This window comes from Modestobacter sp. VKM Ac-2985 (assembly GCF_026967925.1).
In the GTDB taxonomy this organism is placed as follows: domain Bacteria; phylum Actinomycetota; class Actinomycetes; order Mycobacteriales; family Geodermatophilaceae; genus Modestobacter.
In genome coordinates this window covers 1070733-1083512 of the sequence record NZ_JAPVBI010000001.1, presented here as the reverse complement: position 1 = coordinate 1083512, position 12780 = coordinate 1070733, and the positions used below count along the sequence as shown (strand labels likewise).

The 12780-nt window shown below is 74.1% G+C and carries 11 protein-coding genes; 7 read left to right on the top strand and 4 right to left on the bottom strand.

Annotated elements, in window-relative coordinates; genetic code table 11:
- Positions 1-1393: lytic transglycosylase domain-containing protein (locus tag O2V61_RS05065; protein ID WP_269182231.1), on the bottom strand; the 1393-nt coding region annotated here is incomplete at its 3' end.
- A 277-nt stretch (positions 1394-1670) separates the two neighbouring features.
- On the opposite strand from O2V61_RS05065, the gene O2V61_RS05060 reads away from it, so the two are divergent.
- The 3 genes from O2V61_RS05060 (at position 1671) to O2V61_RS05050 (ending at position 4904) form a co-directional block, all read left to right on the top strand.
- A complete protein-coding gene (locus O2V61_RS05060) occupies positions 1671-2363 on the top strand; it encodes a GntR family transcriptional regulator (protein ID WP_269182230.1) in 693 nt (230 codons plus the stop codon).
- Between the two features lie 159 nt (positions 2364-2522).
- Positions 2523-4067 carry an NCS1 family nucleobase:cation symporter-1 gene (locus O2V61_RS05055; protein WP_269182229.1) on the top strand — a complete coding sequence of 515 codons (1545 nt, stop codon included), beginning with the start codon at positions 2523-2525 and terminating at the stop codon, positions 4065-4067.
- Between the two features lie 87 nt (positions 4068-4154).
- Positions 4155-4904 carry an aspartate/glutamate racemase family protein gene (locus O2V61_RS05050; protein WP_269182228.1) on the top strand — a complete coding sequence of 250 codons (750 nt, stop codon included), beginning with the start codon at positions 4155-4157 and terminating at the stop codon, positions 4902-4904.
- Positions 4905-4916: 12 nt separating this feature from the next.
- Here O2V61_RS05050 and O2V61_RS05045 read toward each other — a convergent pair whose 3' ends face one another.
- On the bottom strand, positions 4917-6020 hold the full coding sequence (locus tag O2V61_RS05045; protein WP_269182227.1) for an NAD(P)/FAD-dependent oxidoreductase: 1104 nt from the start codon (positions 6018-6020) through the stop codon (positions 4917-4919).
- A gap of 112 nt (positions 6021-6132) precedes the next feature.
- On the opposite strand from O2V61_RS05045, the gene O2V61_RS05040 reads away from it, so the two are divergent.
- Positions 6133-8316, top strand: coding sequence for a SpoIIE family protein phosphatase (locus O2V61_RS05040; protein WP_269182226.1), 2184 nt, complete (start codon positions 6133-6135; stop codon positions 8314-8316).
- Positions 8313-8762, top strand: coding sequence for an ATP-binding protein (locus O2V61_RS05035; RefSeq protein WP_269182225.1), 450 nt, complete (start codon positions 8313-8315; stop codon positions 8760-8762). The genes O2V61_RS05040 and O2V61_RS05035 overlap by 4 nt, the downstream gene beginning before the upstream one ends.
- Here O2V61_RS05035 and O2V61_RS05030 read toward each other — a convergent pair.
- Positions 8740-9576 (bottom strand): helix-turn-helix transcriptional regulator, encoded by an 837-nt coding sequence (locus tag O2V61_RS05030; RefSeq protein ID WP_269182224.1) that lies wholly within the window; start codon positions 9574-9576, stop codon positions 8740-8742. The two genes, O2V61_RS05035 and O2V61_RS05030, sit on opposite strands and share 23 nt — an antisense overlap.
- Positions 9577-9677: 101 nt before the next feature.
- Between O2V61_RS05030 and O2V61_RS05025 the strand changes: the two genes are divergently transcribed.
- Positions 9678-10373, top strand: a complete 696-nt coding sequence (locus tag O2V61_RS05025) for an SDR family NAD(P)-dependent oxidoreductase (protein WP_269182223.1) — start codon at positions 9678-9680, stop codon at positions 10371-10373.
- Positions 10374-10626: 253 nt separating this feature from the next.
- A complete protein-coding gene (locus O2V61_RS05020) occupies positions 10627-11322 on the top strand; it encodes an Ltp family lipoprotein (RefSeq protein ID WP_269182222.1) in 696 nt (231 codons plus the stop codon).
- A gap of 145 nt (positions 11323-11467) precedes the next feature.
- On the opposite strand, the gene O2V61_RS05015 is transcribed toward O2V61_RS05020, so the two are convergent.
- Positions 11468-12670: an HNH endonuclease signature motif containing protein gene (locus O2V61_RS05015; protein WP_269182221.1), complete on the bottom strand. Its 1203-nt coding sequence runs from the start codon at positions 12668-12670 to the stop codon at positions 11468-11470.
- Between the last annotated feature and the right edge of the window lie 110 nt (positions 12671-12780).

The window sequence follows — 12780 nt, the reverse complement described above, 5'->3', positions numbered from 1 at the left end:
TCGGCTCAGGCTCCGGGCTCGGCTCAGGCTCCGGGCTCGGCTCAGGCTCCGGGCTCGGCTCAGGCTCCGGGCTCGGCTCAGGCTCCGGGCTCGGCGCGGGGACCGGCGCCGGCTCGGGTGTCGGCGCCGGCTCCGGCTCTGGGATCGGGGTCGGCGCGGGCTCCGGGGTCGACTGGGGTGTCGGCGTCGGCTCCGGCTCGGGTGTCGGCGCGGGCTCCGGCTCGGGTGTCGGGGCGGGCTCCGCGACCGGGGTCGGCTCAGGGACCGGGGCGGGGGCCGGCTCAGCCGGGGGCTCAGCCGTCGGCTCCGCCGGGGGCTGAGCCGTCGGCTCCGCCGGGGGCTCGGGCAGCACCGGTGGCGGTGCCGCAGCCAGCAGCGGCGGCTCGACCGGGGCGGGAGCCGGCGCCACCACGGGCGGCGCGACGGGCAGCGGGGCAGCGGGCGGCGAGGCGATGGCCGGCGGCGGGGCGGGGGCGGCCGGTGGCACGGTCGGCGCCGGCCCGGCCGGGGTGGGCACCGGCTCCGGCGTCGTCCCGGCGTAGGTGGCGGCCAGCCCGAGCACCGAGGCGACGTAGCTGTCGGAGTGGTTGTAGGCGAAGACGGCGCGCGACTGCCCGGCCGGCGTCGACAGGTCACCGCCCGCGGCGCAGAGGTACTCCCCGGTGGCGACGGCGGCGTCGTTGATGTTGAAGGGGTCGCTCACCCCGTCGCCGTTGCCGTCGCTGACGTACATCGCCCAGGTGGTCGGGATGAACTGCATCGGGCCGACGGCACGGTCGTAGACGGTGTCGCCGTCGAGCCGCCCGTCGTCGGAGTCGAGGATCCGGGCGGTGTTGTTGTTGCCGTCGAGCGGGATGCCGATGATCGGCGGGCTCGACAGCCCGTCGGTGTGCAGGGTGGCGCCGGCGAAGCGGCCGTGGTTGGACTCGACCCGGCCGATGGCGGCGATCAGGGTCCAGCTGATGCCGCAGTCGGTGGGAGCGAGCCCAGCGGCGCGCTGGTAGGCGGTCAGCGCGGTCGACGGGATGCCCCCCGCCGCGAGCGGCGAGGCCCCGCCGGTCGGGGTGGCGGCGGCGGGAGCGCTGCTGGTCGCGACGTCCGTCCCGACCGCGACGGTCTCGAGCAGCGGCTCGGCCGGCGGTGCGGTCGGTGGCGCGGTCGGTGGCGCGACGTCGTCCCCCGACGCGGACGGGGGCCGGGGCACGAGCGCATCGGCCTCGACCGCGACCAGGCGCGCGAACTGCGGCAGCGCCGGGACCTCGCCGGGTGCGGAGCTGGCCGCCGGCAGGAAGGCGACCAGGGCCGTGGTGATGCCCGCGCCGGCGACGACACCCGGGCCTCGCCCCCGGCCCGACCGGGTGTTCGTGTGTCGTCCGGGACGGGCGCGGCTCATCAGCCGAGGACCTGGACGTGCTCGCGCGGAATGAGGTCAGGCACCAGTTCCCCCTGTGGCCGTCAACCTGCTTCGGCCGGGACGGGCATCGAGCGATGCCCGTCTCCGGACGAGGTCGACCGTAAACCGGGCCCCGGGATGGCGCCATGCCCGTTGGGTGAACTCCCGGGAGCCGACAGTGGTCGGCGCGCGGCGGCGAGGTGGCGGCGGGTCAACGCGCCGGAAACACGCCTCCACTAGCGTCCCGGCCTCCGGTCGGCGGGAGGGAGGCGGTGGGATGTCGCGACAGCGCCCGCCCGCGCCCTGGGTCGCTGCGCTGGCCAGCGCCCGCGACACCCCGTCCCAGGCGCTCGTGCTGGAGGAGCTGCGCACGGCCATCCTGGCCGGGCTGGTCCGGCCCGGCGCGCCGATCCCGGTGGACGACGTCGCCGCCCGGTTCTCCCTCAGCCGGATCCCGGTGCGCGAGGCGCTCAAGACGCTGGTGGCCGAGGGGCTGGTCGAGCACGAGGTGCGGGGTGCCTACGTCGTCGCGCGGCTGAGCCGGGCCGAGCTCGCCGAGCTCTACGTCGTCCGGGCCTCGCTGGAGGCCGCGGCACAGGCCGCCGCGGTCCCGCTGGCGACGCCGCAGGACGTCGCCGTCGCCGCGGCGGCGCTGCGGGAGCTCGAGGCGGCGACCGCCGCCGGTGGCGCCGCCGACCACCACCGCTGGAGCCGGCGCTTCCACCTGGCGCTGATCGCGCCGTGCCAGATGCACCGCCTGCTGCAGATGTTCGAGCGGGCCTGGAACGTCACCGAGCCCGGGCGGCCCATGTCGCACGCCTCCGCTGCCGCGACCGCGGCGCTGGCCGCCGACCACGTCGCGATGCTCGACGCGTTCGCCGCCGGCGACGCCGCGGCCCTGACCCAGGTGACCGGCGGCCACTACGCCCGGCTGCAGGAGATCGTCGCCGGCATCCCCGCCGAGGGCTGAGCCTGGCGGATATACCCGCGCGGACATCCGGGGGCAACACCTGCTCCCTAGCGTTCGCGCCGTCGCTCCCGGACCGCAGCTCCCCCGCCGCCCCCGGGACACCGACGAGCTCGCGACCCGCCGCTGCCGGCACCAGCCGACGACCCGCAGGAGCCCCCCATGGCCATCACGTCCCCCGAGCCGGTCGCGGTCGCGACCGACGTCCCCCTGACCGGGACGGCGCCCTCGGCCGCCGCTCCCGGCGGCGCGCTGATCGGCGCCGACTACGACCCCCGGCTCACCAACGAGGACCTCGCGCCACTGCGCCAGCAGCGCTGGGGCTCCTACAACATCTTCGCGTTCTGGATGTCCGACGTGCACAGCGTCGGCGGGTACGTGACCGCGGGCAGCCTCTTCGCCCTGGGCATCGCGGCCTGGCAGGTGCTCATCGCCCTGGTCGTCGGGATCGTGATCGTGCAGGTGTTCGTGAACCTGGTGGCCAAGCCCAGTCAGAAGACCGGCGTGCCCTACCCGGTGATCAACCGCGCCGTCTTCGGCGTCAAGGGCGCCAACATCCCGGCGATCATCCGCGGCCTGATCGCGGTCGCCTGGTACGGCGTGCAGACGTTCCTGGCCGCGAGCAGCCTGAACATCATCTGGCTGAAGTTCGTCCCGGGCGCCGAGGCGCTGCTGACGCCGTCCTTCCTGGGCCTGGAGGCGCTGGGCTGGATCTCCTTCGCGGTGCTCTGGGTGGCCCAGGCGGCGCTGTTCTGGCGGGGCATGGAGACGATCCGGAAGTTCATCGACTTCGCCGGCCCGGCCGTCTACGTCGTCATGATCGTCCTGGCGGTGTACCTGGTCTCGGAGGCCGGCTGGTCGAACATCGACCTGTCCCTGAACACCGGCCCGACGCTGAGCGGCTGGGCGACGATCTCCACGATGCTCGGCGCGATCGCGCTGGTGGTCTCCTACTTCTCCGGCCCGATGCTCAACTTCGGCGACTTCGCCCGGTACGGCAAGAGCTTCGAGGCGGTGAAGCGCGGGAACCTGCTGGGCCTGCCGCTGAACTTCCTGTTCTTCTCCCTGCTGACCGTGGTGTGCGCCTCGGCGACCGTGCCGGTGTTCGGTGAGCTGATCACCGACCCGATCGCCACCGTGGAGGCGATCGACTCCACGTTCGCGATCCTGCTGGGCGGGCTGACCTTCGTCGTCGCGACGGTCGGCATCAACATCGTCGCCAACTTCATCGCCCCGGCGTTCGACTTCTCCAACGTGGCGCCGCAGAAGATCAGCTGGCGGGCCGGCGGGATGATCGCCGCCGTCGGCTCGGTGTTCCTCACCCCGTGGAACTGGTACGACAGCGCCGAGGGCATCCGGTTCAGCCTCGGCATCCTGGGCAGCCTGATCGGCCCGCTGTTCGGCATCCTGATCGCCGGCTACTACCTGGCCAGCAAGCAGCTGGTCGCGGTCGACGACATGTACTCGATGTCCCCGACCGGCCGGTACTGGTTCCGCGGCGGCTACAACCCGAACGCCGTCCTCGCCGTGCTGGGGGCCGGGGTGCCGACGATCCTGCTGACGCTGTTCACCTCGGTGGGCGACTACGGCTGGTTCATCGGCTGCGGGCTCAGCTTCGTGCTCTTCGCCGGGATGGAGCGGGTGCGGCCGATGATCCCGCAGCTCGACCCCGCCGAGGCCGGCATCTCCGACGGCACCCGGGTCTGACCAAGGACCCCCTCTCCCCCCACCCCTCGCAAGCTCGGGGCGGGCCCCTGAGAGGGGGCCGACCGACCAGCTGAACGGGAGAAGATCTTGCTGATCCAGGTCGTCAACCCGAACACCACCGCGTCGATGACCGACCTGATCGGGCGCAGTGCCCGGGCCGCCGCCGGCCCGGGCACCGCGGTCGTCGCGGTGCACCCGGAGATGGGGCCGGCCTCGATCGAGAGCCACTACGACGAGGCGCTCGCCGTGCCGGGGCTGCTCGCCCAGGTCGCGGTCGGCGAGGAGGCCGGCGCCGCCGGGCACGTGATCGCCTGCTTCGGCGACCCGGGGCTGGACGCCGCACGGGAGGTCGCGACCGGGCCGGTGGTGGGCATCGCCGAGGCCGGCATGCGGACGGCGACCTACCTGGGGCGCACCTTCGGCGTGGTGACGACGCTGGGGCGGACGACCGGCCGGGCCTGGGAGCTCGCCGGCCGGTACGGGGTGCGGGAGCAGTGCCGCACGATCCGGGCCGTGGAGATCGCCGTCCTGGCGCTGGAGACCGACCCGGCGGCGCGCTCGCGGATCGCCGCCGAGTGCGCGGACGTCGTGGCGACCGAGGGCGTCGACGCGATCGTGCTGGGCTGCGCGGGGATGGCCGACCTCGCCGCGGAGCTGACCCGGCGGGTCGGGGTGCCGGTGATCGACGGGGTGGCGGCGGCCGTCGCGACGGTCGAGGGGCTGGTGCGGCTGGATCTGCGCACCGGCAAGCGCGGTGAGTACGCCGCTCCCCTGCCGAAGCGGTACACCGGCGCGCTGTCGGAGTTCGGCGTCCCGGACCCCGTCGCCGTCCCCTGACCCCCGGAGCGGTCAGCCGAACCGGGCGGGCCGGAAAGCGGCCAACAGGGGGCTCGGTGCGCCGTCCAGGACCTCCCCGGCCAGCAGCTCCCCGGCGATGAGCCCCAGCGTCGCGCCGCTGTGGGTGAAGGCGACCGTGAGGCCGTCGATGCCCGGGGCGGCGCCGAGCACCGGGTGCCCGTCGCCGGGGATCGGCTTGCGCCCGACGCCGCGGGACACGCACGTCAGCACCGGGTGACCGGCCAGCACCCGCGAGGCCTCGTGCAGCAGGCCCTGCACCGTGTCGTCCGGGACGTCGAAGGTCCCGTCGTCCCGGCGGACCACCTGCTCCTCCGACCAGCCGGCGTCCAGGACGATCCCGCCGCCGGGCGCCGGGCGCAGGGCCACCCGCGGGGTGTTCAGCACGGCGCGGAGCCGGTGCGCGAACGGCGGGGTGCGGAGCAGCAGCGCGTTGGAGGTGGCGTCCGGGACGGGCACGCCGAGAGCGGCGAGGGCCCGCGGGACGTCGGCTCCGGTGGCCAGCACCACCGCGTCGGCGGCGAGGACGTCGCCGGTCCCGGTCCGGACGCCGGTGACCCGGCCGCCCGCCACGACGACGTCGCACCGGCCGACCGCGGTGCGCACCGCTCCCCCGGCGGCCTGCAGGTCCCGCACCAGCTGACCGATCAGCGACGGCAGGTCGACCCAGCCCTCGTCCGGGTTGAACAGCGCCCCGTCGTCCGGGACCGCGTCGACGGCCACCCCGGGCACGCGCTCGGCCACGTCGGCGCGACCCAGCCACTCGGCCGGGTAGCCGATGGCACGCTGGTGCTCGAAGGAGGCGCGGACGCCGCCACCCCAGCGCAGGCCGCCGTCGACGACGATGCGCGCGGTCGAGTCGGGGCGGGCGGCGAAGGCCCGGTACCGCTCGAGGCCGAGCACGCGGAGCCGGTGGTACTCGGCCGGGAAGTCACCGGCGGAGTTCAGCCAGGACAGCGACCGTCCCGACGCGCCGCCGGCGAGCTCGCCCTCGGTCAGCAGCGTGACCCGCGCACCCCGGGCGGCCAGCTGGGCTGCGGCCGAGACGCCGAGCACTCCCCCGCCGACGACGGCGACCTGCCGACCGGGCTGTGTCATCCCGCCAGGTTGCCACCCCTCCTCACCCGGTCCACCGAGCCGTACCGGCGGACTCTGGGAGACTCGACGGTCTCGGGCTCGACGGGCACCGGGGCGGACGAGAGAGAAGGTCTTGGTTCCTGACTTCGAGCAGCTGTTCGCCGCGCTGCCCTCAGCCCACCTGGTGCTCTCCCCCGACCTGGTCATGCACTACGCGAACCCGGCCTACCTGCGGGCGGTCGGTGTCGTGCCGGAGCAGATCATCGGCCGGCCGTTGTTCGACGCGTTCCCGCCGGCGCCCGACGCACTGGACCCCGAGGGGGTCCCCTACATCGCCCGGTCGTTCGAGCGCGCCCGCGCCACCGGCCGGTCGGACGCCCTGCCGATCGAGCGCTACCCCGTCGTCAACCCGGACACCGGGCTGGTCGAGGACCGCTGGTGGGCGATCATCGCGATCCCGGTCCTCGACGAGGACGGCGAGCTGGCGATGTTCCTGCAGCGGGTCGACGACCTGACCGACTACGTGCGCGAGCGGGAGTCGGCGCAGTCCGACGCCGACCAGCAGGAGGACCTGCTGGCGCAGCTGCAGCGACTGCAGGCGGAGCTCACCGCACGCACCAGGGAGGTCGAGGCCGCGCGGGAGGTCGAGCGGCGCACCTCGCGCACGGTCGAGGCGATGCCGTCGGGCTTCGTCTCCCTGGACACCGAGTGGCGGTTCACCCTGCTCAACCCGGCCGCCGAGGCCCTGACCGGCCACTCCCGGGACGAGCTGCTGGGCCGCACGATCTGGGAGGTCTTCCCCGACACGGTGGGCACCGAGTACGAGGCCGCCTACCGCACGGCCGTCGAGACGAGGGAGCCGCAGTCGCTCACCTCCTGGTACCCGCCGCCGCTGGCCGGCTGGTACGACGTGCTCTGCTGGCCCACCGCCGACGGGGTGTCGCTCTACTTCTCCGACGTCACCGACCGGAAGCGCTCGGAGGCCGAGGCCCAGGGATCCGCGGTCCGGCTCGCCCTGCTGGCCGGGGTCAACGCCGACCTGGCCGAGGCCGTGGACGTGCCCGCCGCCGTCGCCGGGCTGCCGAGCACGCTGGTGCCGGGGCTGGCCGACGCCTGCATCGTCACCGTGGTCGACGGCAACGGCCGCCCCCGGGACGTCGGCTGGGCGCACGCCGACCCGGCGCTGCGCCCGGTGCTCGACCGCTACGTCTCGGCCCGCGCCGAGACGCTGCCGCACTCACCGCTGACCCGGGTGCTGGAGACCGGCCGGCCGGAGACGCTGTCGACCGCCGAGCTGGCGAGCCTGCTGCCCGCCGGGGAGGCGCGCCGCCAGCTCGACCTGCTGGGCGACTCCCGGGCGGTGAAGCTGCCGCTGCGCGGTCGCGGCAAGGTCTTCGGCGCGTTGACCCTGCTCTGCTCGGCGTCCCGCCCGCTGGCCCGGGACTGGCGCTCGACCGCCCAGGACGTCGCCGACCGGATCGGCCTGGCGCTGGACAACGCCCGGCTGGCGAACGCGCAGGCCACGATCGCCGAGAGCCTCCAGCGCAGCCTGCTCACCGATCCCCCCGAGCCCGACCACGCACAGATCGTGGTGCGGTACCTGCCCGCCGCCGAGGCAGCGCAGGTGGGCGGCGACTGGTACGACGCGTTCATGCAGCCCGGCGGCACCACCATGCTGGTCATCGGCGACGTTGCCGGGCACGACACGGCTGCGGCGGCCGCCATGGGCCAGCTGCGCGGACTGCTGCGCGGGATCGCCGCCTACAGCGACGCCCGGCCGGTCGAGGTGCTGCGCGGCCTCGACGAGTCGATGGAGACCCTGATGGTGCGCACCATCGCCACCGCCGCGGTCGCCCGGTTCGAGCAGACCCCGGAGGAGGTGGAGCAGGGCGTGACCCGGCTGGTGTGGGCCAACGCCGGGCACCCGCCACCGCTCGTCATCAGCCCGGACGGCGAGATCACGGTCCTGGACGACGGTCGCGCCGACCTCCTGCTGGGCGTCGACCCGGGCGCCCAGCGGCGGGAACGGGTGCTCACCCTGGAGCGGGGCTCCAGCGTGCTGCTCTACACCGACGGGCTGATCGAGCGCCGCGACGCCACGCTCGACGACGGGCTGGAGCGGCTCGTCGACGCCGTCGCCGGCCTGGCCGGTGCCCCGCTGGACGAGCTCTGCGACGGGGTGCTGGACCAGATGGTGCACGGTCGCCCCGACGACGACGTCGCCCTGGTCGCCGTCCGGCTGCACCGCCAGGACCGCCCCCGCCCGGCCGACGCCGGTCCCACCGTCGTGCCCGCGTCCCTGGAGGAGGACGAGTGAGCCGCCCCGGCTGGCCGCTGCTCGCACCACCGCGCCCGACGCAGGTGTGGGCGTCGTGGCACTGGGAACTCCGTCACCCCGCCGACCTCACCCGGTACCGCCGGCGACTGCGGGACGAGGCGCTCCCGGCCGGCCGCGGGGCCGGGGACGCCGACGTGTCGGCGGTCGAGCGGTTGCTGCTCGCCTTCGAGGAGCTGACGTCCAACGGCGTCCGACACGGCCTCCCGCCGGTGCGGACGACCGTCACCGGCGCGCGGACCGGCTGGTTGATCGACGTCACCGACGCCGACCCGCAGGACCAGCCCGTGCCGGCGGTGGACCGGGACCCTGCCTTCGGCGGGCTGGGCCTGCACCTCATCGCTCGGCTCTGCGCCTCCCACGGGTGGGCGCCCGAGGACGGCCGCAAGCACGTGTGGGGCTTCGTCAGCCTGACCGACCGGAGCTGACCTCGGCAGCGCCCAGCGTGCGGATCAGGTCGAACCGGGAGGCGTCCTCGGTCTCCGGCTCGGCCGTGTAGGTGACGATGCGCAGGTCGGTGCCGGTCACGGTGAACACGTCGCAGTCCAGCGTCACCTCGCCGACGAGCGGGTGCCGGAACGTCTTGGCGTGGACGCGGTGCTCGGTGACGGTGCCCTCGGCCCACAGCCGGGCGAAGCGGTCGTCGGCCAGCAGCTGGGCGAGCACGGCCCGCGCGGAGGGGTCGTCCGGGTAGCGGATCAGCGCGGTCCGCAGGTCGGAGACGAGGGCGCGCTCGTGGCGTTCGTGGTCGCCGTCGCTCCACACCACCTGTGGTGCGGTGCCGGCGAACTCGGCGACGAGCAGGTTCAGCCCGGGGTCCATCTCACCCAGGAGCGACCGCCAGGCCGCGTTGGCGGTGAGCAGTGTCCAGTGCGCCGTCCAGACCCCGATGGCGACGTCCGGGAGCCGGGCCAGCAGCCGCTGCACGCTGGCCGGGATGTGCGTGGGGACGGCGCTGGGCAGCGGGGCCGGCAGGCCGGCGGCGAGGTGGAGCTGGTCGCGTTCGAGGTCGGAGAGCTGCAGCACCCGGGCCAGCGAGGCGACGACCTGCGCCGAGGGACGCGCTGCCCGCCCCTGCTCCAGCCGGACCAGGTAGTCGACCGAGACCCCGGCCAGCAGGGCCACTTCCTCCCGGCGCAGGCCCGTGGTGCGGCGCTGGCCGGTGGGGAACCCGACGGCGGCCGGCTGCAGGCGTTCCCGCCACGCGCGGAGCAGCACCGCGACGTCTCCTCGATCGGTCATGTGCCCATCGTGGTCCCCCGCGGACGCGCTGGGTGGTACTGCCGGTCATACGGTCGAGCGGGACCATCCGACGTCGCCCGGAGGGGCGCACGGTCGGTGGCATGACGACGACATTGATCACTGGCGGCAACAAGAGCCTCGGCTTCGAGGCGGCCCGGCGGCTGACGGAGCTCGGGCACCGGGTGGTCATCGGCGCCCGCGACGCCGAGCGCGGGCAGCGCGCGGCCGGGGAGCTGGGTGTGGAGTGGGTGCGCCTCGACGTGAGCTCCGACGAGTCGGTGGCGTCCGCGGCGGCCGAGGTGCGCGAGCGCTTCGGCGGGCTGGACGTGCTGGTCAACAACGCCGGCATCTCCGGGCCGATCGGTGCGGTCGACGAGTACACCGCCGCCGACCTGACGGCGGTGCTGGACACCAACGCGGTGGGGATCGTCCGGACGACGCACGCCTTCCTGCCGCTGCTGCGGGAGTCGGCGGCGCCGGTCATCGTGAACGTGACCAGCGGGCTCGGCTCGTTCGCCGTGCGCGCCGACGAGTCCCGGATCGAGCACTCCCTCCCCTCGCTGGGGTACTCGGCCAGCAAGGCGGCGGTCAACATGCTCACCTCCGTCTACGCCCAGTTCCTCCCGGATCTGCGGATCAACACGGTGGACCCGGGCTACACGGCCACCGACTTCAACGGCCATGCCGGCCCGCAGACCGTCACCGAGGGCACGGACGCGATCGTCGCGATGGCGTCGATCGGCGCCGACGGCCCGACGGGCACCTTCACCGACCGGCACGGTCCCGTCGCCTGGTGACGTCCGCGGGCTGATGCCGGCGGCTCTAGAGGGGCCGCCGGCAGCACCGCGGCTCGCGATCCGCCCTCCATCGTGGCCCTGGCGTGGACCTCCTCTGTCACGTCCGTACGAGGGACGCCGGAGCGAGCAGGGCAGCGGCGCGGGCGTTCACCTCATCGGGTGCCTGCGCCCGCCATCCGGACGAGGTTGTTCCACTTGCCGTGCGGCCGCCCTACTGTGCAGCAGCCACCGCCGACGCACAGACGGGAACCACATGAGCCAGCCGCCCTTCCAGCAGCCACCTCCGTGGGGGCCGCCCGTCGGGTCTGGCACCCCTGATGCTGCGGAGATCAGATCGGAGCCGGCGGGTCCGTTCTACCGGCGCACCTGGTTCCTCGCCGTGGCCGGCGTCGTGGTGCTGCTGATCGGCATCGCGATCGGCGGTGCCGGCAGCAGCACGCCGACCAGCGCGGTGGCCGATGTCGCCCCCGTCACCGCGACCGCCCGCGCGACCGCCACGGTGACGGCGACCGCACCGGCTCCCGCCCCCGCGACCGTGACCGTGACCGCGACACCGCCAGCGGCTGCGGCCCCCGCTGCCACGACCAGAGCAGCCCAACCCGCCCCCACACCGTCGCCGGCCCCCGCTCCGGCCCCTGCGCCCGCGGCAGCGCCCGGGGGAACGCTCGGGCAGCAGAACGCTCTAGGATCTGCTCGCGACTACCTCGAGTACACGGCGTTCTCGCGCACTGGGCTCATCGAGCAGCTCGAGTTCGAGGGTTACTCGACCGCCGACGCCACGTGGGCTGTCGACAACACGAGTGCGAACTGGAACGAGCAGGCAGCCCGGACCGCCCAGGACTACCTCGACTACAGCTCCTTCTCGCGCTCCGGCCTCATCGACCAGTTGCAGTTCGAGGGCTACACCCCGGAGCAGGCCGAGTACGGAGTCAGCCAGACCGGCCTCTGATCCGGAGCCGCTGGACCCGGTGGTCGCGCGGTGCCAGCGGCCACGCGCTGCCAACCGCCACTCGCTGCCAGCGGCCAAGCAGTGCGACGTGCGCGCCGGTAGCCGGCCACGGTGGACCCGTGGCCGGCTGCCGGGACCGAGCCGATCAGTGCAGGAGTGCTCCGATGAGGATCTCGGTGTCGTCGGGCCGGTAGGTGCGCCATCGCCCGCCGGGATCTCGCTGCACCCGGAAGCCGTGGTGGACCTTGGTGTGGTGCCGTTCGCACAACAGGGCGGAGTTCTGCAGTGAGGTCTCGCCGCCGTGCAGCCAGTGGATCAAGTGGTGGACGTCGCACCACCAGCTCGGGGCGCCGCAGCCGGCGAACACACACGACTTGTCCCGCCGCTCGACTGCCTTGCGCAGGCCCGGGGTGACCACCCGGTGGTCCCGGCCGAGATCGAGCGGGACCCCGTCGGGGCCCATCACGATCCGGGAGATGCTGCCGTCACACGCCAGGTAACGGGCCCGCGCCGCGGAGATCGTCGCCCCGAAGCCCATCTCCCCGACACCGTGACCGGTCGCCGGGTCGACCAGACCGTCCATGTCGATGCCCACCACCACGTGCGGCTTCACCGTCCGCAGCACCGGTAGGTTCCCTGACGCCAACTGGTTGTCACACAGCTGCACGAACGCATCGCCGTTCTGCTGCGACCGCGTCCGCTCATCACCCTTCGGCCGGTCGGCCTGCACAATCGACTCGATCGCCGCCTGCACCTTCTCCCCACCCACGACATCGAGGTCGGCCCGGAGGCTGATCGACCCGTCGGCGTGCTTGACGATCGTCAACCGGCGGCCCTCGGTCGGATCCGGCTCCGGTCCATCGGGATCGAGGGCGTCCTCGAAGGCCTGCACCGCGGCGGTCAGCGACTCGTGCGGGGACTCCTCGGCCACGCGCGCCCACACCTGGTCGAACCCGCCCAGGTCGATGCCCTGCTCGGCGGCCCGGGCCACCTCACCGGCCCCGATCTTCTCCGCCACCACGTTCACCTGCGCCGCAGTGACCTGCCCGTCGGCGAACCCGGAGGCCAGCACCGGGAAGTGCCCCAGCACCCGCCCCGACCGAACGACCCGCGACGCCTCCGTCTGCGACAACCGCGCATGCCCGATCAACCACGACCGCATGCTCTTGAGCCCGTCGCGCTCGGCGGCCTGCGTGACCTCCGCCCGGCGCACCGTGCGGGTCAACTCCGCCGCGACCCGATTGCCGAGCTGCACCAGCATCGCCGTCCGGTCCAGCACCTGGGCATCGGACAGCTGGTGCAGATCATCGGCCGCAAGGGAGTCCAGAGCCGACTGCAACTCGCTCATGACACCTCCCGACCGGTTCGAACGTGTGTACGAATACTACCGCCGAAGAAGAGCTGCCACAACGCGAATCCGCAGGTCAGCCGCATGTCCACAGATTGGTCGACGGCCTT

What these genes read in the sequence shown, in the direction of transcription:
- O2V61_RS05060 (WP_269182230.1), top strand. Translation starts at nt 1,671, where the DNA reads ATGTCGCGACAGCGCCCGCCCGCGCCCTGGGTCGCTGCGCTGGCCAGC.
- O2V61_RS05055 (WP_269182229.1), top strand. Translation starts at nt 2,523, where the DNA reads ATGGCCATCACGTCCCCCGAGCCGGTCGCGGTCGCGACCGACGTCCCC.
- O2V61_RS05045 (WP_269182227.1), bottom strand. Translation starts at nt 6,020, where the DNA reads ATGACACAGCCCGGTCGGCAGGTCGCCGTCGTCGGCGGGGGAGTGCTC.
- O2V61_RS05030 (WP_269182224.1), bottom strand. Translation starts at nt 9,576, where the DNA reads ATGACCGATCGAGGAGACGTCGCGGTGCTGCTCCGCGCGTGGCGGGAA.
- O2V61_RS05025 (WP_269182223.1), top strand. Translation starts at nt 9,678, where the DNA reads ATGACGACGACATTGATCACTGGCGGCAACAAGAGCCTCGGCTTCGAG.
- O2V61_RS05020 (WP_269182222.1), top strand. Translation starts at nt 10,627, where the DNA reads ATGAGCCAGCCGCCCTTCCAGCAGCCACCTCCGTGGGGGCCGCCCGTC.
- O2V61_RS05015 (WP_269182221.1), bottom strand. Translation starts at nt 12,670, where the DNA reads ATGAGCGAGTTGCAGTCGGCTCTGGACTCCCTTGCGGCCGATGATCTG.